The organism is Neisseria lactamica (genome assembly GCF_901482445.1).
Lineage (GTDB): Bacteria > Pseudomonadota > Gammaproteobacteria > Burkholderiales > Neisseriaceae > Neisseria > Neisseria lactamica.
This window is the reverse complement of sequence record NZ_LR590477.1, coordinates 1,943,499-1,964,246: the sequence shown is the minus strand read 5'-3', so window position 1 is coordinate 1,964,246 and position 20,748 is coordinate 1,943,499. Positions and strand designations below refer to the sequence as shown.

Annotated in this window: 25 protein-coding genes; 19 read left to right on the top strand and 6 right to left on the bottom strand. The window is 54.7% G+C overall.

Annotated elements, in window-relative coordinates; all coding sequences use genetic code 11:
• Positions 1–2: 2 nt before the first annotated feature.
• Both FGL10_RS10665 and dndC read right to left on the bottom strand, forming a co-directional pair.
• On the bottom strand, positions 3–221 hold the full coding sequence (locus FGL10_RS10665) for a DNA modification system-associated small protein (protein ID WP_013449521.1): 219 nt from the start codon (positions 219–221) through the stop codon (positions 3–5).
• Positions 190–1,335, bottom strand: a complete 1,146-nt coding sequence (gene dndC, locus FGL10_RS10660) for a DNA phosphorothioation system sulfurtransferase DndC (RefSeq protein ID WP_013449522.1) — start codon at positions 1,333–1,335, stop codon at positions 190–192. Before dndC ends, FGL10_RS10665 begins: the two co-directional genes overlap by 32 nt.
• 67 nt (positions 1,336–1,402) lie before the next feature.
• Between dndC and FGL10_RS10655 the strand changes: the two genes are divergently transcribed.
• Positions 1,403–1,654, top strand: a complete 252-nt coding sequence (locus FGL10_RS10655) for a helix-turn-helix domain-containing protein (protein ID WP_003708354.1) — start codon at positions 1,403–1,405, stop codon at positions 1,652–1,654.
• 747 nt (positions 1,655–2,401) lie between these two features.
• On the opposite strand, the gene dnaN is transcribed toward FGL10_RS10655, so the two are convergent.
• Positions 2,402–3,505, bottom strand: a complete 1,104-nt coding sequence (dnaN, locus tag FGL10_RS10640; RefSeq protein WP_003708363.1) for a DNA polymerase III subunit beta — start codon at positions 3,503–3,505, stop codon at positions 2,402–2,404.
• A 79-nt stretch (positions 3,506–3,584) separates the two neighbouring features.
• Positions 3,585–5,180, bottom strand: coding sequence for a chromosomal replication initiator protein DnaA (gene dnaA / locus FGL10_RS10635; protein WP_036469505.1), 1,596 nt, complete (start codon positions 5,178–5,180; stop codon positions 3,585–3,587).
• 419 nt (positions 5,181–5,599) lie between these two features.
• Here dnaA and rpmH point away from each other — a divergent pair, with 419 nt between their 5' ends.
• The 4 genes from rpmH to yidC all read left to right on the top strand — a co-directional run bounded on the left by rpmH (position 5,600) and on the right by yidC (position 8,196).
• On the top strand, positions 5,600–5,734 hold the full coding sequence (gene rpmH / locus FGL10_RS10625) for a 50S ribosomal protein L34 (RefSeq protein WP_002214728.1): 135 nt from the start codon (positions 5,600–5,602) through the stop codon (positions 5,732–5,734).
• A gap of 2 nt (positions 5,735–5,736) precedes the next feature.
• Positions 5,737–6,102, top strand: a complete 366-nt coding sequence (rnpA, locus tag FGL10_RS10620; RefSeq protein ID WP_036469509.1) for a ribonuclease P protein component — start codon at positions 5,737–5,739, stop codon at positions 6,100–6,102.
• A 54-nt stretch (positions 6,103–6,156) separates the two neighbouring features.
• Complete coding sequence (gene yidD, locus FGL10_RS10615) at positions 6,157–6,378, top strand: membrane protein insertion efficiency factor YidD (protein WP_003676181.1); 222 nt, start codon at positions 6,157–6,159, stop codon at positions 6,376–6,378.
• A gap of 171 nt (positions 6,379–6,549) precedes the next feature.
• A complete protein-coding gene (gene yidC / locus FGL10_RS10605) occupies positions 6,550–8,196 on the top strand; it encodes a membrane protein insertase YidC (protein WP_003708372.1) in 1,647 nt (548 codons plus the stop codon).
• Between the two features lie 80 nt (positions 8,197–8,276).
• Here yidC and FGL10_RS10600 read toward each other — a convergent pair whose 3' ends face one another.
• Together FGL10_RS10600 and FGL10_RS10595 are read right to left on the bottom strand one after the other, a co-directional pair.
• Positions 8,277–8,987, bottom strand: coding sequence for an SAM-dependent methyltransferase (locus FGL10_RS10600; protein ID WP_003708374.1), 711 nt, complete (start codon positions 8,985–8,987; stop codon positions 8,277–8,279).
• Between the two features lie 62 nt (positions 8,988–9,049).
• A complete protein-coding gene (locus FGL10_RS10595; RefSeq protein ID WP_036469477.1) occupies positions 9,050–9,640 on the bottom strand; it encodes a Maf family protein in 591 nt (196 codons plus the stop codon).
• 146 nt (positions 9,641–9,786) lie between these two features.
• On the opposite strand from FGL10_RS10595, the gene FGL10_RS10590 reads away from it, so the two are divergent.
• The 14 genes from FGL10_RS10590 to fabG all read left to right on the top strand — a co-directional run bounded on the left by FGL10_RS10590 (position 9,787) and on the right by fabG (position 20,582).
• Complete coding sequence (locus tag FGL10_RS10590; RefSeq protein ID WP_003708383.1) at positions 9,787–10,290, top strand: YceD family protein; 504 nt, start codon at positions 9,787–9,789, stop codon at positions 10,288–10,290.
• A gap of 33 nt (positions 10,291–10,323) precedes the next feature.
• Positions 10,324–10,503, top strand: a complete 180-nt coding sequence (rpmF, locus tag FGL10_RS10585; protein WP_003708384.1) for a 50S ribosomal protein L32 — start codon at positions 10,324–10,326, stop codon at positions 10,501–10,503.
• Positions 10,504–10,676: 173 nt separating this feature from the next.
• Positions 10,677–11,204, top strand: coding sequence for a phosphoribosyltransferase (locus FGL10_RS10580; RefSeq protein WP_003708386.1), 528 nt, complete (start codon positions 10,677–10,679; stop codon positions 11,202–11,204).
• A 101-nt stretch (positions 11,205–11,305) separates the two neighbouring features.
• Positions 11,306–12,352: a phosphate acyltransferase PlsX gene (gene plsX / locus FGL10_RS10575; RefSeq protein ID WP_003708390.1), complete on the top strand. Its 1,047-nt coding sequence runs from the start codon at positions 11,306–11,308 to the stop codon at positions 12,350–12,352.
• Between the two features lie 135 nt (positions 12,353–12,487).
• The gene (locus FGL10_RS10570) at positions 12,488–12,739 is read left to right on the top strand and encodes a MafI family immunity protein (RefSeq protein WP_003708392.1); all 252 of its coding nucleotides are present in this window, start codon (positions 12,488–12,490) and stop codon (positions 12,737–12,739) included.
• Positions 12,740–12,765: 26 nt separating this feature from the next.
• Positions 12,766–13,182, top strand: coding sequence for a DUF6911 family protein (locus tag FGL10_RS10565; protein WP_138251483.1), 417 nt, complete (start codon positions 12,766–12,768; stop codon positions 13,180–13,182).
• A gap of 19 nt (positions 13,183–13,201) precedes the next feature.
• Positions 13,202–13,333 carry a hypothetical protein gene (locus tag FGL10_RS12845; RefSeq protein WP_003708397.1) on the top strand — a complete coding sequence of 44 codons (132 nt, stop codon included), beginning with the start codon at positions 13,202–13,204 and terminating at the stop codon, positions 13,331–13,333.
• Positions 13,334–13,346: 13 nt separating this feature from the next.
• A complete protein-coding gene (locus FGL10_RS10560) occupies positions 13,347–14,309 on the top strand; it encodes a beta-ketoacyl-ACP synthase III (protein WP_003708398.1) in 963 nt (320 codons plus the stop codon).
• A 46-nt stretch (positions 14,310–14,355) separates the two neighbouring features.
• A complete protein-coding gene (locus FGL10_RS10555; RefSeq protein ID WP_003708400.1) occupies positions 14,356–14,727 on the top strand; it encodes a DUF1294 domain-containing protein in 372 nt (123 codons plus the stop codon).
• Positions 14,728–14,752: 25 nt separating this feature from the next.
• Positions 14,753–15,679 (top strand): ACP S-malonyltransferase, encoded by a 927-nt coding sequence (fabD, locus tag FGL10_RS10550; protein ID WP_003708402.1) that lies wholly within the window; start codon positions 14,753–14,755, stop codon positions 15,677–15,679.
• A gap of 138 nt (positions 15,680–15,817) precedes the next feature.
• Complete coding sequence (gene msbA / locus FGL10_RS10545) at positions 15,818–17,686, top strand: lipid A export permease/ATP-binding protein MsbA (RefSeq protein WP_036469482.1); 1,869 nt, start codon at positions 15,818–15,820, stop codon at positions 17,684–17,686.
• Positions 17,687–17,743: 57 nt separating this feature from the next.
• Entirely contained in the window at positions 17,744–18,160 is a 417-nt protein-coding gene (locus FGL10_RS10540) for a hypothetical protein (protein WP_003708407.1), read from the top strand.
• Between the two features lie 48 nt (positions 18,161–18,208).
• The gene (guaA, locus tag FGL10_RS10535) at positions 18,209–19,774 is read left to right on the top strand and encodes a glutamine-hydrolyzing GMP synthase (RefSeq protein ID WP_036469512.1); all 1,566 of its coding nucleotides are present in this window, start codon (positions 18,209–18,211) and stop codon (positions 19,772–19,774) included.
• Between the two features lie 61 nt (positions 19,775–19,835).
• Positions 19,836–20,582 carry a 3-oxoacyl-ACP reductase FabG gene (gene fabG / locus FGL10_RS10530; protein ID WP_003708412.1) on the top strand — a complete coding sequence of 249 codons (747 nt, stop codon included), beginning with the start codon at positions 19,836–19,838 and terminating at the stop codon, positions 20,580–20,582.
• Positions 20,583–20,748: the final 166 nt, after the last annotated feature.

Here is a 20,748-nt window from a genome sequence, read left to right as displayed (position 1 = left end):
ATTCAACCCCAATATTTCTTGTTTTCAAAAACTTCATCGAATGCTTCAGTCATGCCGCGTTTGCGGATCCGTTCCTGTTGCTCGCGCTCCCATGCTGCCAAATCAGCTAGGGCATCGGGCGATACACCATGCTCAGCAGCAATTTTCTTCATCAGGTTTCGGGCATTTTCATCACTCCACAACAGCAAATCAGCCACCTGTTCCCGTGTTTCCGTCTTCATTTTTATTCCTTGAATAAGTGTTAATTAGATCTTCCGTCCAAATCTGTTTAATTAGGTCGATTTCGTCCTGCGAAATCAGTTCTTCGCCGAAAGCAGCTTGCACTTCCAGCAGTTTTACCAGCATTTCCTGCCGCGCCGTTATGGTGAACGGGCCGGGGATGTGTTTGCCGCCTTTGAACGTGAGTTTTCCGTTGCGCCGTTCGGCCTGGCGGTATTCGGGTTTGTTACGGATATCCACTAACCAGTTGCGGTATTCAATTAACGGTGCAAATTCAGTTTTCCCCGCGTCCACAAATCCTTGCAGGCTTCTATCTTTATTGACCACCGTACACGTCCAACAGCCGAAACGGCTAGAGTTGGTGCCGCAACCGGGGGCTTCTTCCTGCGACAGCACAATCGGGCATTCGCCGCCGGCAGCTTCGCGGTAGAGCTTGATTAAATCGCTGTGTGTGCCTCCCCAGGGCGGGTCGTTGGCAGCAAGGAATTCCCACACGTCGTCGGTACTCAAATCGGCAATCGGTCGGTACACCAACGCGTTTTTCAGATCACTGTGCGGGGTCAGATTGCTGTTTTCCAAGTTTTGGTGGCTTTCGATACTTGCCTTGCGGGTGGCAGATTCGTCTTTGCGCACGCCCAGCACGATGATGGCTTTGCCGTTTTCGTTTACTTTTTGCAGAATGTAGCCGCTGGTTGGTTGGATTTTCAGGCGGTCGGTACACCAGCGCATTGAGCGGTTGGGCGTGGGGTAGCCTTTGCCGATGAGTAACGTCCAAAACGTGTCCTGCAATTTCGGCACGGTGATTTCACCGCTGACGGGCAGCCTGAAAATTTCGGCGGCACGCAGAATTTCTGCCAAAGATTGGCGCATGTGTTTCACCACCAACGGGCTTTCCACCAGCGTGTCGTTGGATACGAAGAACACCTGCCGCGTCCGCAGCATCGGCGGCAGCGAAAGTAGCATGTCAAATACTAAATGGGCGACAAGGGTGCTGTCCTTGCCGCCTGAAAAGGTAACAATCCAAGGGTAGTGCTGTGTTTCGCTCAAATATTCTTCAGCGATGTTTTGGCGTATAGCATCGAACGGGTTGGCAGGGTGTATGGGTATTACGGTCATTTTTATACATATTTCTTATTTGCACCTAAAACAGGTGCGTGCGTGATTGTACCTAAAATCGGAGCGCATGGGAAATATTCGTTTGTCGGTACACTCTGCCGAACACACCTATTTGCGACAACTCCTTATCCGCAGAAGATTGGATTTGGGGCTGTCGCAACGTGCATTGGCGGAACGGATGGATGTGGTGCATTCGTTCGTAGGAAAAGTGGAAACAGGTGACAGACGGATGGATATATTTGAATTTATCGAATACTGTCGGGCTTTGGATTGGGATGCGTCTGAGGTAGTTCGGGGTTTGCAGGAGGGCTCGGTATGACGGATTTACCGGTCTTGTTGAAATATGCAGAACAATTTCGAGGGTTGCATACCAATTTTACTTATGCGCAAAAGCAGTTACCGCACAAATTTATTTTGCTGTACAGCCTGTGTCTTCTATATGCTTCAGGTAGTTTGAGAACAGAGCAGATTAAATTTTCTGACAAATTGTTAATTGAATGGTAGATGGAGACCTTTGCAGAATTCCCCTAAATTCCCACTAAGACATTTAGGGGATTTTGGGGAATTCTGCAAAGGTCTCTGTCCGCGAAATCCGACGCATAACGGTGCGCCTGAAAATATCCGGCCGGCTAAAACCTCTCCGATATTGAAAATAGGAAAAATCAGCGGCTTGTTCATTTTGAACACGGTATCGGACATCAGGTTTTTATAGTGGATTAACAAAAATCAGTACAAGGCGACGAAGCCGCAGACAGTACAAATAGTACGGAACCGATTCACTTGGTGCTTCAGCACCTTAGAGAATCGTTCTCTTTGAGCCAAGGCTAGGCAACGCCGTACCGGTTTTTGTTAATCCGCTATATCACTTCTGCGATTGCAAAGATTCCCATATGTGCCGATATGCGCCGAATACGGACAACCCCGAAACCATCCCTCCGGTTTCGGGGTTGTCCTTTGAAAGCGCACGCGCGGTCAAACAGTGTGCCGACGCGCAAAACGGCATCGGATGCCGCCCCGGTATATTGCGCCCCGCAGAAGGAGCGCGAAGGGGCGCGGTATATCGGAATCAGATCCGCATCGGCATCACGACATATTTGAAATTCGGATTGTCCGGCACGGTAAACAGGGTCGGCCGGTTGGCATCGCCGAAGGCAAGCTGCATATCGTCGGTATGGATATTCCGCAACACGTCCATCAGGTAGCCGATATTGAAACCGGCTTCCAATTCCCCGCCCTGATAGGCGATTTCGATTTCTTCGCGCGCTTCTTCCTGCTCGTTGTTGCTGCACACGACACTCAACAGTCCGGGCTGCAAAAACAGCCTTGCCCCCCGGATTTTTTCATTGGCAAGAATCGCGGCACGTTCCAACGCGCCCAAAAGTTCGGCACGGGACAAAACGAAAATCTTGTCGTTGTCCAAAGGAATCACGCGGTTGAAATCGGGGAATTTGCCGTCGATGACTTTGCTGACGATGGTCGTGCCGTTGCAACGGAAGCGAACCTGCTTGTCCAAGAGTTCCACCTGAATCGGATCGGACGGATTATTCAACAGTTTGAAAAGCTCCAAAACCGTTTTGCGCGGCAGGATAAGCTCGGCGCGCGGCAAATCCGCACCAATGGCGCAAGCCGAATAGGCAAGCCGGTGCCCGTCTGTCGCCACAAGGCGCAACTGCCCGCCTTCGACCTGCATCAGCAAACCATTGAGATAATAGCGGATGTCCTGCACCGCCATACTGTATTGGACCTGGGACAGCATCGTTTTAAAGGCTTCCTGCTCCAATTCAAATGCGGCGCTGACATCCTCGCCGATATTGATTTGCGGAAAGTCGTCGGCAGGCAGGGTTTGCAGGGCGAAACGGGACTTGCCCGCCTTCAGCGTCAGACGGTTGTCGTCCCAATCCAACGAAACCAATGCACCTGCCGGCAGGGCCCGTAAAATATCCTGAAATTTCTTGGCATTGGTCGTAATGCGGAAATCTGCCGCACCGCACTCCGGCCCGGAGGTATCGATTTGGATTTCCAAGTCGGTCGCCAAGAGTTTGGTCTGACCGCCCCTGCCCTCAATCAGCACATTGGACAGGATGGGCAGGGTGTGGCGGCGTTCGACGATGCCGGTAACGGCTTGCAACGGCTTGAGCAGGCTGTCGCGTTCGGCTTGTAAAATCAACATTTTTTACTCCTTGAATCGGTTGTGTGCCTGCCTTCCGGACGGTGCCGGCAACGGTATGCCGTCTGAAAGGCGCGTTCGGTCAGTTTTGAATCAGAATCAGCAGTTTTTCGTAGTCCTGGTTCAATTCGGGGTCTTCTTCGCGCAACGAGGTTACGGCGCGGATGGCGTGCATGACGGTGGTGTGGTCGCGCCCGCCGAACGCGTCGCCGATGGCGGGCAGGCTCATCGTGGTCAGCTCCTTGCTCAAGGTCATCGCAACCTGACGCGGGCGGGCAAGGCTGCGCGTGCGTTTTTTGCCGAGTATGTCGCTGATCCTGATATGGTAATACTTGGCAACCGCATCAATGATGAGGTCGGCGGTAATGACTTTGTGCTTCTCGGCGATAATGTCCTGCAACGCCGTACGCGCCAAATCCATATCGATGACGGGGCGGTTCATAAAGCGGCTGCTCGCGCTGACGCGGTTGAACGCGCCTTCCAATTCGCGCACGTTGGAACGGATCAGGTTGGCAATAAACAATGCCGCCTCGTCTTCGATACTGATGCCCGCCGCTTCCGCCTTTTTCTGCAAAATCGCCACGCGCATTTCCAATTCGGGCGGCTCGAGTTCCAAAGTCAGCCCCCACGAAAAGCGGGACTTGAGCCGGTCGTCCATACCCTCGATTTTGGCAGGTAAAACGTCGCAAGTGAGGATGAGCTGTTTTTTCTCGTTGTGGAAATGGTTGTACAGATAGAAAAATTCTTCCATCGTACGGTCTTTTCCTTTAATAAACTGAATATCGTCGATAATCAGCAGGTCGTATTGCTTGTATTGCTGCTTGAACACGTCGTAAGTATTGTTGCGCACGGCTTTCATAAAGCTGCGGATATAATCGTCCGAATGCATATAGCGCACTTTCGCATCGGGACGGTTTTTCAAAAGCTCGTTGCCGACCGCCTGCACAAGGTGGGTTTTGCCCAAACCCGTGCTGCCATAGAGGAAGAACGGGTTGTAACTCTGCCCCGGGCTTTCCGCAATCGCCTGCGCCGCCGCCGCCGCAAGGCGGTTGCCCTTGCCTTCGACCAATGTGTCAAACGTGTAATCGCGCGACAGGTTGGTCTGTTCGTAACGCGCCTCTTCCGCACCGCTCTGCGCGTCCGTCCGCGCTTTGGCTGCCGCCTGCGGCTCCGGGCGCAAAACAGGTTCGGCGGCGGATCGCGATCCGTGCGGCAGGTTTTTCATACGTTCCGCCAAAATATCCGCCGCCGTTTTCGCCGCCGAAGGCTTGGCAGCCCCTTCGGACGGAGTTTCAAACAGGGTTTCGGACGGAGGTTCGGACGGGGCTTCAGACGGCATCGCCTCCGACAACGCCGCCCGCGCCGGCAATTCATCCCGCACTTCGCGCACAGGCGGTTTTTCCGCAACCCCGGCAGCCGCCATCTCGTAACGCACGCCTTCGCCTGCCTTGAATACGAAGGCGGCGCGTTCGGGGGCGCATTCTTCCCTCAAGGCTTCGATTTTGCCGGCGAAGCGGCTTTTGAGCATATTGCAGGCAAACTGGTTTTTGCCGTACACCACCCACACCCCGTCTTCCTCGCCGACGGTAAGGGGGGCAATCCATTGTGCAAACTGCCCCGGGGGCAGGGTATCGTGAAGGCGGCGGAGGCACATCGGCCAAAATTCTGCTAGTGTCATAGACAAACCCAAATCGGCAGCAAAAAAATCAGAAAAAGAAAAACCGTGTTCCCAATAGGGCGCCGGTACGGCCTTATCGGCCAAGGAAAATGCTTTTTATCCAATAAAACAGGTTCATACCCGAAAAAAAGGGGCGTTTGCCCCGACACGGGCAAGAGCGGCAGATTATTCAAACACGGCCGGGGAAAATAATGTTTTCAAAGGGAAAGCAAACGTTCCAAACGCGCACGGGCTTAAAATGCGGTCTGCCGATTATACCGACCCGCCGGCATTTTATCCACAATACCGGCAAAAATTTATCCACAGAAATGCGCGCATATCGGCCGGCTTCCCGGCAAAGTTTCTCTATTGATTGACAAAATCGGCAAATTGGAGTGTAATTCGCGGTTTATTTATTTACCGATTTTTAGGAAAGCATTATGAAACGCACTTACCAACCTTCCGTTACCAAACGCAAACGCACCCACGGCTTCCTCGTGCGCTCCAAAACGCGCGGCGGCCGCGCAGTATTGGCGGCACGCCGCGCCAAAGGCCGCAAACGCCTGGCGGTGTGATTTTGGACTGCCGCTTCGGAAGGCAGTACCGCTTGTTGAAAACGGATGATTTTTCATCCGTTTTTGCATTCAGAAACCGCCGCAGCCTCGACTTCCTGCAAGTTGCGCGTTCCGACGGCAACGGGGCGGGGCATCCCCGCCTCGGACTGGTCGTCGGCAAAAAAACCGCCAAACGCGCCAACGAGCGGAACTATATGAAACGCGTCATCCGCGACTGGTTCAGGTTGAACAAAAACAATCTTCCGCCTCAGGATTTCGTCGTGCGCGTCCGTCGGAAATTCGACAGGGATACCGCAAGGCAGGCGCGCTCGGAGCTGGCGCGGCTGATGTCCGGCGATCCGGCACCGGAACGCGGCAAACAGGCATAGCGCAACGGCCGGCGCGGTTCAGACGGCATCCGGTTCACATAAAGGCCCATCCCGATGAACTTCCTATTGTCCAAACTCCTGCTGGTTCTGATAAGGTTTTACCAATACTGCATCAGCCCGCTGATTCCGCCGCGCTGCCGCTATACGCCGACCTGTTCGCAATACGCGGTGGAAGCCGTGAAAAAATACGGCGCATTCAAAGGCGGGCTGCTTGCGGCAAAGCGCATCGCCCGATGCCACCCCCTCGGCGGACACGGACACGACCCCGTCCCCTGAACCGCCCCGCCGCCCGAACTGCACGCTTTCCTTTTATTTCCCATCGGTTTCTATATAATGCCGTCTGAAACTTCGGGCAGGCGGCACGACCGCCGGGTATAAAGCCTGCCGTAATCCCCCGCCTATCGGAACCCGCGTACTGCGGCGTTTCCGACCATTCAGGAAACTCTTATGGATTTTAAAAGACTCACCGCGTTCTTCGCCATCGCGCTGGCGATTATGATCGGCTGGGAAAAAATGTTCCCCGCCCCCCAAACCGCGCCCGCGCCCGGACAGGCCGCACAGCAACAGCGGCAAACCGTCGCAACCGCTTCCGCCGAAGCCGCACTCGCCCCCGCAACGCCGATTACCGTAACGACCGATGCGGTTCAAGCCGTCATTGATGAAAAAAGCGGCGACCTGCGCCGGCTGACCCTGCTCAAATACAAAGCAACCGGCGACGAACACAAACCCTTCGTCCTATTTGGCGACGGCAAAGAATACACCTACGTCGCCCAATCCGAGCTTTTGGACGCACAAGGCAACAACGTTCTGAAAGGCATCGGCTTTACCGCTCCGCAAAAACAATACAGCCTCAACGGCGACAAAGTCGAAGTCCGCCTGAGTGCGCCCGAAACAAACGGACTGAAAATCGACAAAGTTTATACTTTTACCAAAGGCAGCTACTTGGTTAACGTCCGCTTCGACATTGCCAACACCGGCGGCAAGCCCGCCAACCTGAGCGCGGACTACCGCATCGTCCGCGACCGCAGCCAACCCGAAGGCCAAGGCTACTTCACCCGTTCCTACCTCGGCCCGGTGGTTTACACCCCTGAAGGCGGCTTCCAAAAAGTCAGCTTCTCCGATTTGGACGACGATGCCAAATCCGGCAAATCCGAAGCCGAATACATCCGCAAAACCCCGACCGGTTGGCTCGGTATGATCGAACACCACTTTATGTCCGCTTGGATTTTGCAGCCTAAAGGCGGACAAAGCGTTTGCGCCGCAGGCGAATGCGGCATCGACATCAAACGCCGCAACGACAAGCTGTACAGCGCAAGCGTCGGCGTGCCTTTAGCCGCCATCCCGGCCGGCGCGAAAGCCGAAACCGCCGTCAACCTGTATGCCGGCCCGCAAACCACTTCCGTCATCGCCGGCATCGCCGACAAACTGCAACTGGCAAAAGACTACGGCAAAGTACACTGGTTCGCCTCCCCACTCTTCTGGCTCTTGAACCAACTGCACAACATCATCGGCAACTGGGGCTGGGCAATCATCGTTTTGACCATCATCGTCAAAGCCGTACTGTACCCATTGACCAACGCCTCTTACCGCTCGATGGCGAAAATGCGCGCCGCCGCACCCAAGCTGCAAGCCATCAAAGAGAAATACGGCGACGACCGTATGGCGCAGCAACAAGCGATGATGCAGCTTTACAAAGACGAAAAAATCAATCCGCTGGGCGGCTGTCTGCCTATGCTGTTGCAAATCCCCGTATTCATCGGCTTGTACTGGGCATTGTTCGCCTCCGTAGAATTGCGCCAGGCACCTTGGCTGGGCTGGATTACCGACCTCAGCCGCTCCGACCCCTACTACATCCTGCCCATCATTATGGCGGCAACGATGTTCGCCCAAACCTATCTGAACCCGCCGCCGACCGACCCGATGCAGGCGAAAATGATGAAAATCATGCCTTTGGTTTTCTCCGTTATGTTCTTCTTCTTCCCTGCCGGTCTGGTATTGTACTGGGTGGTCAACAATCTCTTAACCATCGCCCAGCAATGGCACATCAACCGCAGCATCGAAAAACAACGCGCCCAAGGCGAAGTCGTTTCCTAAATGCCGCAGCATGAAAAATGCCGTCTGAAACCTGTTCAGACGGCATTTTTATTGTTCACCCCCTATCGGGGCGGAAATCTTCAACCCGCATACATCACAAAAATCGTCGGACGTTTTTTCAAATTCGGCATTTCTTTCCTTTTCCGCCACTGCGCGATTGTCCGGCTGATGATTTCCTGTGTCGGCAAGGTCAAATCCGCAGCTACACACAAGCGCGTTTCAGGATGCAGGTTTTCCACCGCATCGGCAAGCAGCGCATCATTGCGGTAAGGCGTTTCAATAAAAATCTGCGTCTCGCCGCACTGCCGCGAACGTTGCTCCAAAGCCTTCAAACTCTGAATGCGCTCATTTTTTTCAGACGGCAGATAACCCTTAAACGCAAAGTTCTGCCCGTTCGCGCCCGAAGCCATCAGCGCCAGCAGCAGGCTGGACGGCCCGACCAGCGGACGCACTTCAAAACCGTGTTTATGCGCCAATGCCACCAAATTCGCGCCCGGATCAGCCACAGCCGGGCAACCCGCCTCGCTGACAATGCCCATACTGCGCCCTTCCTGCAAAGGTTTCAGCAATTCCGGTAAAGCCTTCAAATCCGTATGTTCGTTCAATGTTTGCAGATTCAGCTCGCGGATGGGTGCAGTTACGCCCAAATGTTTCAAATGCGCGCGCGCCGTTTTTTCCGCCTCTACGACAAAATCCGTCAGCCCGACAACCGCCTGTTGTTCGTGCGGCAACAGGCACGGCGTGTCCGGCGCACCCAAAGGCGTAGGAATCAAATACAAAACAGCAGCCATCACTCCCCCCACTCATCAGTTAAAAATGCCGTCTGAACCCTTCAGACGGCATAAACGGACGATTACAAAACATCCACGCCCTCATTTTTCAAGAAATCGACCAGACGGAAAACCGGCAAACCGATTAAAGCATTCGGATCGCTGCTTTCAATCCGTTCGATCAACAATGCACCCAAATCCTCGCTCTTCAACGCACACGAGCAATAAACCGCATCAGGCTCGCGCTCCAAATAGCGGAGGATGTGCAGCTCGTCCAACTGCCTCATCACGACCACAGTCTTATCGATATGCCGCTGCATCGTGCCCGTAACCGTATTCAACAGCACGACCGCGCTGTAAAACTCAATCTCCCTGCCGCTCAAGTGCATCAGCATCTTTTGCGCGTTGGCAAGGTTCATCGGCTTGCCCCACTGCCTGCCGTCGCACCACGCTACCTGGTCCGCACCGACAATCAACGCCTCGGGGAAACGTCCGGCCAACGACCGCGCCTTACCCTCGGCAAGGCGCAATGCCGTCTGAGGGGCAGACTCCCCCAGCATCGGCGTTTCGTCAAAATCGGGGGATGCCGCCTGAAAGGCGATGCCGAGCCTTTCCATCTGTTCGCGGCGGAAAACCGAACTCGTACCCAAAATCAAAGGCAGCTTCAAACCCATCCCATCCTCCTTACCGTTGAAAACACGCCCGAAGGGGCGGTAAAATCCGAACATAAGCCGAAACTCGGACACCCCCTCCGGCACACCGTAACATTTTTCTTAAAAATATTGACGTTAGAACATCTAAATTATATCATACCCCGTTTATGTCAGACCCTAATTTGATTGACCCGAAAGTTTTCGCCGCCGAAGGGCGGAGCCTGCAAGGCGGCTTCCTGCTCGAAGAATTGGACGAACGCGTCAGTTCGCACGATTATCCCGCCGACAAACAGACACGCGTGTCGTTTACGCTGCAAGGCGGGCGCGACCGGCTGCAACGCCTGTTCCTCGACTTGGGCGTCAAAGCCGATATGCCCTTGGTTTGCCAGCGGTGCATTGCGCCCCTGCCGTTCCGGCTCGACGAAACCGCCCGCATCGTCTTGTTTTCCGACGAGAAAGACTTGGACGAAGCGATGCTTGCCGATGAAGAATTGGAAGGTATGCTGCTCGAAAAAGAGCTTGACGTGCGGATCTTGGTCGAAGACCAAATCCTGATGTCGCTCCCCTTCTCTCCCCGGCACGAAGACTGCGGCGGCAACGGGACACCGGAAAAAGCCGATCGGGACAAACCAAACCCTTTCGCTGTTTTGGCAGGTTTGAAAAGCAATTGATTAGGACACAGTTTATTTATCCAGGAGCTTGAAATGGCCGTTCAACAAAACAAAAAATCCCCTTCCAAACGCGGTATGCACCGTTCGCACGACGCGCTGACCGCACCTTCCCTGTCCGTCGACGGCGCGACCGGCGAAGTACACCGCCCGCACCACATCTCCCCCAACGGTATGTACCGCGGCCGCAAAGTGGTCAAAGCCAAAGGCGAATAAGCCCTATCCGACTGACTGAAAAAGCCAGGACATTGCCATGCAATCACTGGCTTTTTTTGCATTGGACGCGCTATCCGTCCAAACTTTCGCCATACGTCAATACACGGAATCGGACTGTTCCGTATAATGTCCGTATATTGAAATACATATCCAAAGACACCGAGGATACTCCGATGATACAGAAAATCTGGTACACCTACGACGACATCCACCGCGTCATCAAAGCATTGGCGGAAAAAATCCAAAACTCCGGCATCAAATACGATGCGATGATCGCCATCGGCGGCGGCGGCTTTATTCCGGCACGTATGCTGCGCTGTTTTCTGGAAATCCCGATTTACGCCGTTACCACCGCTTATTACGACAGCGACAACGAGGGACAGGTTACGGAAGAAGTCAAAAAAGTCCAATGGCTGGATCCCGTCCCCGAAGCCTTGCGGGGTAAAAATATATTGGTTGTCGACGAAGTGGACGACAGCCGCGTTACGATGGAATTTTGCCTGAACGAACTGCTCAAAGAAGATTTCGGCACTGTCGGCGTTGCCGTCCTGCACGAAAAAATCAAAGCCAAAGCCGGGAAAATCCCCGAAGGCATCCCCTACTTCAGCGGTATCACCGTGGAAGACTGGTGGATCAACTATCCTTGGGACGCAACCGACATCGACGAACACAACCGCCTTGCCGAGGCCGGCCGAGGCTGATCCTTTCAGACGGCATATTTTCCGAACCGATGCCGTCTGAAGCCCGCACGACCCCCTGCCGCAGACCGAAAACCTGCCGGAAACACCTACCGGAGAACCCTATGATTACACTTGCCGTAGATGCTATGGGCGGCGACCGGGGACTCGCCGTCACCGCACCCGGAGCAACCGCATTCCTCCAAGCACATCCCGATGTCCGCCTGATTATGACCGGCGACGAAGCGCAACTGCGCCAAGCCCTGAACGCGGCAGGCGCGCCGATGGGGCGCATCGACATCTGCCACACCACACAAGTCGTCGGCATGGACGAAGCGCCGCAATCCGCCCTGAAAAACAAAAAAGACTCCTCTATGCGCGTCGCCGTCAACCAAGTCAAAGAAGGCAGGGCGCAGGCCGCCGTTTCCGCAGGCAACACCGGCGCACTGATGGCGACCGCGCGCTTCGTCCTCAAAACCATACCCGGCATCGAACGCCCCGCCATCGCCAAATTCCTCCCGTCCGACACCGACCACGTCACACTCGCGCTCGACCTCGGCGCGAACGTCGACTGCACCCCCGAACAGCTTGCCCAGTTCGCCATTGTCGGCAGCGAACTCTTCCACGCCCTCCATCCCCAAAAAGGGCGACCCCGCGTCGGACTGATCAATGTCGGCACGGAAGACATCAAAGGTACGGACACCGTCAAACAAACCTACAAACTGCTGCAAAACAGCAAACTCAACTTTATCGGCAACATTGAAAGCAACGGCATCCTGTACGGCGAGGCAGATGTCGTCGTCGCCGACGGCTTTGTCGGCAACGTCATGCTCAAAACCATCGAAGGCGCGGTCAAATTTATGGGCGGCGCCATCCGCCGCGAATTCCAAAGCAACCTGTTCAACAAACTCGCCGCCGTTGCCGCCCTACCCGCCCTTAAAGGGCTGAAAAACAAACTCGACCCGCGCAAATTCAACGGGGCCATCCTGCTCGGGCTGCGCGGCATCGTGATTAAAAGCCACGGCGGCACAGACGAAACCGGTTTCCGCTACGCGCTCGAAGAAGCCTACCACGAAGCCAAGTCCGCCGGCCCTTCAAAACTCGAACAGGGCGTAGCCGAACAACTCGCCGCACTCGAAGCCGCCCAAAACGAAACCGCCGCCGGCCTGTAACACGCACGATGCCGTCTGAACGATGCCTCCCCTTTCAGACGGCATCCGCCCGCCCCGAACCTGCGGGCGCGGACGGCGATGCACCTGTCTGGCACTTCCCAAATACTTCCCTGTAAAATAAGGAGTATTTGAAAAATGAAGACATTAGAAAAACGGATGAGGGCATTAGACAAACGGATGATGAAGTTAGGAAAATCCCTTGAAGGCAGGCTTGATGCCCGTCTGATTGAATCCGCATTGGATTATATTCATTATTCGGAACGTTTTCTGGCTTTTGAAATCCTGTGTACTTATATCGAAGATTTCGATGTCCGGCTGACGGAACAAGAATCCCGGGAAATTTCTTTTATCAACAAGGAATTTGGGATAGAAAGCACGTCCGATTAACCAATAAAGCCAATGGGTTGATAAGAATAAAAACATCGACGGTCATTTTTGGCGGATTTTTTATGGCAGACAACGGGGAGCGAATCCAAATCCCCGTTTTGGAAAACCCTGACATTAGGGAAATCAATCGCTTTTTTTCCGTATCAAATTTTGAGAAAAAAGCCGGCGTCCTTGTTTTCAGAATCATCCACGAGCCCAAATTTGGCCATACCGAATTAACTGTCTATTTTGAAAAAGGATATTATTTGCCAATGATTCAAACAATTTTAGAAGGCGGGGATATTGGAGTCGAAAACCTTAAAACGGAAAATTACAGCGGAAAGACAATGGAAATTTGGGGAGACTTCCACCCTGTCGAACATATCGCTAAAAATATTTCTACAATTCAAAATATCATTTCCGAATTTATCAGACAAAAACAAACACCGGCACCAATGGTCTGACGGAAACCCGGCAATCAAAATGCCGTCTGAAGCAGCCCGGACTTTCAGACGGCATTGCAAACCGCCTGCCGCTTTCCCGCACCGCCTCCTGCCCGTATTGGGCAATCATCGGTTTTCGCTTACAATAGCCGAATCTGAACCAACTCTCTAAAAAGGGCGTTCCTATGCAGTATGCCAAAATTTCCGGCACGGGCAGCTATCTTCCCGCCAACCGCGTCAGCAATGACGACCTTGCCCAAAAAGTGGACACTTCGGACGAGTGGATTACCGCGCGCACGGGCATCAAGTTCCGCCATATTGCAGCCGAAAACGAAAAAACCAGCGACCTTGCCGCCGAAGCGGCGCGCCGCGCGCTGGATGCCGCAGGTTTGAACGGCAATGAAATCGACCTGATTATCGTGGCGACGGCAACGCCGGATATGCAGTTTCCGTCTACTGCGACCATCGTGCAGCAAAAATTGGGCATAACCAACGGCTGCCCCGCCTTCGACGTGCAGGCGGTGTGCGCCGGCTTTATGTACGCGCTGACGACGGCAAACGCCTACATTAAAAGCGGTATGGCGAAAAACGCGCTGGTCATCGGTGCGGAAACTTTCAGCCGCATCGTCGACTGGAACGACCGCACAACCTGCGTATTGTTCGGCGACGGCGCGGGCGCGGTGGTTTTAAGCGCGTCCGACAAACCGGGCATCATCCACGGCAAACTCAAAGCCGACGGCAATTATCTGAACCTACTCAACGCCCCCGGGAAAATTGCCGACGGACAAATCTGCGGCTCTCCCTACGTCAAAATGGACGGCCCCGGCGTGTTCAAGTTTGCCGTCAAAATGCTGGCAAAAATCGCCGACGAAGTCATCAGCGAAGCCGGTTATACCGCCGAACAAATCGACTGGATTGTTCCCCATCAGGCAAACCGCCGCATCATCGAATCGACCGCCAAACATTTGAACTTAAGTATGGACAAAGTGATCTTAACCGTCCAAGACCACGGCAATACTTCCGCCGCCTCGATTCCGCTGGCTTTGGACGCGGGCATCAGCAACGGACAAATCAAACGCGGTCAAAACCTGCTGCTCGAAGGCATCGGCGGCGGTTTCGCGTGGGGCGCGGTGCTGTTGCAATATTGAACCCGATGCCGTCTGAAACAGGCTTTCAGACGGCATTTCCCTTACCATGAAGCGGCCAACCCTCCTCAAACCGATTGCGTGTGCGGCATTTTTACCTGCCGTCTCGATGTTTTTCCCCGTATTGGGTGCGTGTTACTCAATATTATCCCTCTACACGTTTGCACTTTACGGCATCGACAAACGGCGTGCCGTACAGGGAAAACGCCGCATTCCCGAACACCGCCTGCTGCTGCCTGCCTTGTTCGGCGGTTGGACGGGCGCATACTTGGGCAGCAGGATATTCAGGCATAAAACGGCGAAAAAGCGTTTTGTTGTGCTGTTCCGTCTGACTGTTTCGGGCAATGTCCTAGCGACCTGCATCCTGATTGATTATTTCGTTCCGCCCGAACTTTTTGTAAAACTCGGGCAACATCTCTGACAATCCAACCCAACAAAGGAATACTATGTCTTTTGCCTTCTTTTTTCCCGGACAAGGTTCCCAAAGCCTCGGTATGATGAACGGCTTTGCCGGACACGCCGTCGTTAAAAACACCTTTGCCGAAGCCTCCGCCATATTGGGGCAGGACTTGTGGGCGATGATTAACGGCAGCGATGCCGAAATCATCGGTCAAACCGTCAACACCCAGCCCATTATGCTCGCCGCCGGCGTTGCCGTTTACCGCGCCTATTCGGAAGCGGGCGGCAAAACGCCTGCCGCCGTTGCCGGACACAGCCTCGGCGAATACACCGCACTCGTTGCCGCCGGCGCATTGGATTTTACCGATGCCGTCAAACTCGTGCGCCTGCGCGCCGAACTGATGCAGTCCGCCGTACCGCAAGGCGTGGGCGCAATGGCGGCGATTCTCGGCTTGGAAGATGAACAGGTAAAACAAATTTGCGCCGAATCCGCACAGGATGAAGTGGTTGAAGCCGTCAACTTCAACTCGCCCGGACAAGTCGTGATTGCAGGCAATGCCGCCGCCGTCGAGCGCGCTATGCTTGCCGCCAAAGAAGCCGGCGCCAAACGCGCCCTGCCGCTGCCCGTGTCCGTACCTTCCCATTGCAGCCTGATGAAACCCGCCGCCGACAAACTTGCCGAAGCCCTGAAAACCGTTGAAATCAAGCAGCCGCAAATCCGCGTCATCCACAACGCCGACGTTGCCGCCTACGATGATGCCGACAAAATCAAAGACGCGCTCGTCCGCCAGCTTTACAGCCCCGTACGCTGGACGGAAACCGTCAACGCCCTCGTTTCAGACGGCATTGCCGAATCCGCCGAATGCGGCCCGGGCAAAGTTCTGGCAGGTCTGGCAAAACGCATCAACAAGGCCGCCGCGTGCAGCGCGCTGACCGATGCCGGACAGGTTGCCGCCTTTATCGAAGCGCACTGACTTCGTTCCGCAAAAAGCAGCCTGCCCTCTTCAGGCTGCTTTTCACGTCCGAACGGCAAACAGCCGCATATTTACGCTATAATCCATCCCGACCAAACCACCGACAGCGGCTGCCGTTGCAGTTCCCGCCCCACCGATATGATAGAAAAACTGACTTTCGGACTGTTTAAAAAAGAAGACGCGCGCAGCTTTATGCGCCTGATGGCATACGTCCGCCCCTACAAAATCCGCATCGTTGCCGCCCTGATTGCCATTTTCGGCGTTGCCGCCACCGAAAGCTACCTTGCCGCCTTCATCGCCCCCCTGATCAACCACGGCTTTTCCGCGCCCGCCGCGCCGCCCGAGCTGTCCGCCGCCGCCGGCATCATTTCCACCCTGCAAAACTGGCGCGAACAGTTTACCTATATGGTTTGGGGGACGGAAAACAAAATCTGGACCGTCCCGCTCTTTCTCATCATTCTCGTCGTCATCCGCGGCATCTGCCGCTTTACCAGCACCTATCTGATGACTTGGGTCTCCGTGATGACCATCAGCAAAATCCGCAAAGATATGTTTGCCAAAATGCTGACCCTTTCCTCCCGCTACCATCAGGAAACGCCGTCCGGCACCGTACTGATGAATATGCTCAACCTGACCGAACAGTCGGTCAGTAACGCCAGCGACATCTTTACCGTCCTCACGCGCGACACGATGATTGTTACCGGCCTGACCATCGTCCTGCTTTACCTCAACTGGCAGCTCAGCCTCATCGTCGTCCTGATGTTCCCCCTGCTCTCCCTGCTCTCGCGCTACTACCGCGACCGTCTGAAACACGTCATTTCCGACTCGCAAAAAAGCATAGGCACGATGAACAACGTGATTGCCGAAACCCATCAGGGACACCGCGTCGTCAAGCTGTTCAACGGGCAGGCGCAGGCGGCAAACCGGTTCGACGCGGTCAACCGCACCATCGTCCGCCTCAGCAAAAAAATCACGCAGGCAACGGCGGCACATTCCCCGTTCAGCGAACTGATTGCCTCGATCGCCCTCGCCGTCGTCATCTTCATCGCCCTGTGGCAAAGCCAAAACGGCTACACCACCATCGGCGAATTTATGGCATTCATCGTCGCGATGCTGCAAATGTACGCACCCATCAAAAGCCTTGCCAACATCAGCATCCCGATGCAGACGATGTTCCTCGCCGCCGACGGCGTATGTGCATTTCTCGACACCCCGCCCGAACAGGACAAAGGCACGCTCGCGCCGCAGCGTGTCGAAGGGCGCATCAGCTTCCGCAACGTCGATGTCGAATACCGTTCAGACGGCATCAAAGCCCTCGACGGCTTCAACCTCGACATCAGACAAGGCGAACGCGTCGCCCTGGTCGGACGTTCCGGCAGCGGCAAATCCACCGTCGTCAACCTGCTGCCCCGCTTTGTCGAACCGTCTGCCGGCAACATCTGCATAGACGGTATCGACATCGCCGACATCAAACTCGACTGCCTGCGCGCCCAATTCGCCCTCGTCTCCCAAGACGTATTCCTGTTTGACGACACCCTGTTTGAAAACGTCCGCTACAGCCGTCCCGACGCGGGCGAATCCGAAGTCCTGTCCGCCCTCCAAGCCGCCAACCTGCAAAGCCTGATTGACAGTTCCCCGCTCGGACTGCACCAGCCCATCGGATCAAACGGCAGCAACTTATCCGGCGGACAGCGGCAACGCGTCGCCATCGCCCGCGCCATTTTGAAAGACGCGCCGATATTATTATTGGATGAAGCCACCAGCGCGTTGGACAACGAATCCGAACGCCTCGTCCAACAAGCGCTCGAACGCCTGATGGAAAACCGCACCGGCATCATCGTCGCCCACCGCCTGACCACCATCGAAGGAGCCGACCGCATCATCGTGATGGACGACGGCAAAATCATCGAACAAGGCACACACGAACAACTGATGTCCCAAAACGGCTACTACACGATGCTGCGCAACATTTCCAAAAAAGACGCAGCCGCCGTTCAGACGGCATAAACGCCCCCAATCTCCGCGAGGTTGGCTAAAATTGAAACCACCGAAAAAGGAACAATAATGAAACATACCCTATTGGCTGTTACAGGTGCGATTTTCCTGCTTGGCGCCTGCTCAAGCCGCACCTACATCAAAACCGGCAAGCCTGAAGACATTGCCCAAATCAAACATATCTGCATCATTCCAAACAGCAAAAGCACCCCACCCGCCTATCATCAAGAATTGGCAGCGTCCCTTAGTGCAAGAGGCATCAGCAGCGAAACCGTTACCTTGGGCGATCGCCGCCTATACTCGCCCGAATGCAAATACAATCTGCGCTACCACTCAACCGGCAACACCAAACAGATAAAGAAAATCTCCGTACTGATACGCACGCCCCAATACGAAGTCAAACGTATCAAATACACCGCCAAAAATTCCGACGACACCATCGGTCAACAGACCGATGCCGTCGTCAGCCTCCTCTTAGCCCACTGATTTTGTTCAGACGGCTTTTTTCAAACACCACCCGTTGAAAACACAATGATGACCCAAGACAAAATTCTCATCCTCGACTTCGGTTCGCAAGTTACCCAACTGATCGCCCGCCGCGTGCGCGAAGCCCACGTTTACTGCGAACTGCATTCCTTCGATATGCCTTTGGACGAAATCAAAGCCTTCAACCCCAAAGGCATCATCCTTTCCGGCGGCCCTAATTCCGTTTACGAATCCGACTACCAAGCCGATACCGGTATTTTTGATTTGGGCATTCCGGTTTTGGGCATCTGCTACGGAATGCAGTTTATGGCGCACCACTTGGGCGGCGAAGTGCAGCCCGGCAACCAGCGCGAATTCGGTTACGCGCAAGTCAAAACCATCGACAGTGAGCTGACACGCGGCATTCAAGACGACACGCCCAACACGCTCGACGTATGGATGAGCCACGGCGACAAAGTGTCCAAACTGCCCGACGGTTTCGCCGTCATCGGCGACACCCCGTCCTGCCCGATTGCCATGATGGAAAACGCCGAAAAACAATTCTACGGCATCCAGTTCCACCCCGAAGTTACCCACACCAAACAAGGCCGCGCCCTGTTGAACCGCTTTGTCTTGGACATCTGCGGCGCGCAACCGGGCTGGACGATGCCGAACTACATCGAAGAAGCCGTTGCCAAAATCCGCGAACAGGTCGGCAGCGACGAAGTGATTTTGGGTCTGTCCGGCGGCGTGGACTCTTCCGTAGCCGCCGCACTGATTCACCGTGCCATCGGCGACCAACTGACCTGCGTGTTCGTCGATCACGGTTTGTTGCGCCTGAACGAAGGCAAAATGGTGATGGATATGTTTGCCCGCAACTTGGGCGTGAAAGTGATTCACGTCGATGCCGAAGGGCAGTTTATGGCGAAACTCGCCGGCGTGACCGACCCTGAGAAAAAACGCAAAATCATCGGCGCGGAATTTATCGAAGTATTTGATGCCGAAGAGAAAAAACTTACCAACGCCAAATGGCTGGCGCAAGGTACGATTTACCCTGACGTAATCGAATCCGCAGGCGCGAAAACCAAAAAAGCCCACGCCATCAAATCGCACCACAACGTCGGCGGCCTGCCTGAAAACATGAAGCTCAAGCTGCTTGAGCCGTTGCGCGATTTGTTCAAAGACGAAGTGCGCGAACTGGGCGTTGCTTTGGGCTTGCCGCGCGAAATGGTGTACCGTCATCCGTTCCCGGGTCCAGGTTTGGGCGTGCGCATCTTGGGCGAAGTGAAAAAAGAATACGCCGACTTGCTCCGTCAAGCAGACGACATTTTCATTCAAGAATTACGCAACACTACCGACGAAAACGGCACGCCTTGGTATGACCTGACCAGCCAAGCCTTCGCCGTCTTCCTGCCCGTCAAATCCGTCGGCGTAATGGGCGACGGACGCACTTACGACTACGTCGTCGCGCTGCGTGCCGTCATCACCAGCGACTTTATGACCGCACACTGGGCAGAACTGCCATACTCACTGCTCGGCCGCGTGTCCAACCGCATCATCAACGAAGTCAAAGGCATCAACCGCGTGGTTTACGATGTGAGCGGCAAACCGCCTGCCACCATCGAGTGGGAATAAACAGCAAACAGGGCTGCACCGTCCGGCGCAGTCCTTCGATTATCGGAAAAAAGGAAAAAATATGAGCACACAAGATTTAAGCGGCAAAATCGCTTTGGTAACAGGCGCATCGCGCGGTATCGGCGCGGCGATTGCCGACACGCTGGCGGCAGCCGGTGCCAAAGTCATCGGTACGGCGACCAGTGAGAGCGGTGCGGCGGCGATTAGCGGGCGGTTGGCGCAATGGGGCGGCGAAGGTCGCGTATTAAATTCCGCCGAACCCGAAACCGTCGAAAGCCTGATTGCCGACATCGAAAAAGCATTCGGCAAACTCGACATTCTGGTCAACAACGCCGGCATCACCCGCGACAACCTCCTGATGCGTATGAAAGAAGAAGAGTGGGACGACATCATGCAGGTCAACCTAAAATCCGTGTTCCGCGCTTCTAAAGCCGTCTTGCGGGGTATGATGAAACAACGTTCCGGCCGCATCATCAACATCACATCCGTCGTCGGCGTGATGGGCAATGCCGGTCAAACCAACTATGCCGCCGCAAAAGCGGGCTTGATTGGTTTTGCCAAATCTATGGCGCGCGAAGTCGGCAGCCGGGGCATTACCGTCAACTGCGTCGCCCCCGGCTTTATCGATACCGACATGACCCGCGCCCTGCCAGAAGAAACCCGCCAAGCCTTTACCGCCCAAACCGCCTTGGGCAGATTCGGCGACGCGCAAGACATTGCCGATGCGGTTTTGTTCCTCGCTTCCGATCAGGCGAAATACATTACCGGTCAGACGCTGCACGTCAACGGCGGTATGCTGATGCCCTGACGGGCTGCCGTGCCGGCAATGCCGTCTGAAGCCTTCAGACGGCATTTGCATTCCCAAACAAAATGTTTCAACACACAGGGCGACACATAAAGCGTCGCCCTACGTGTTGCCCTGAATTGGAAGAGGTTACATCTCTCCCAATTTGATTATCCTCCCTAAAGGGAGG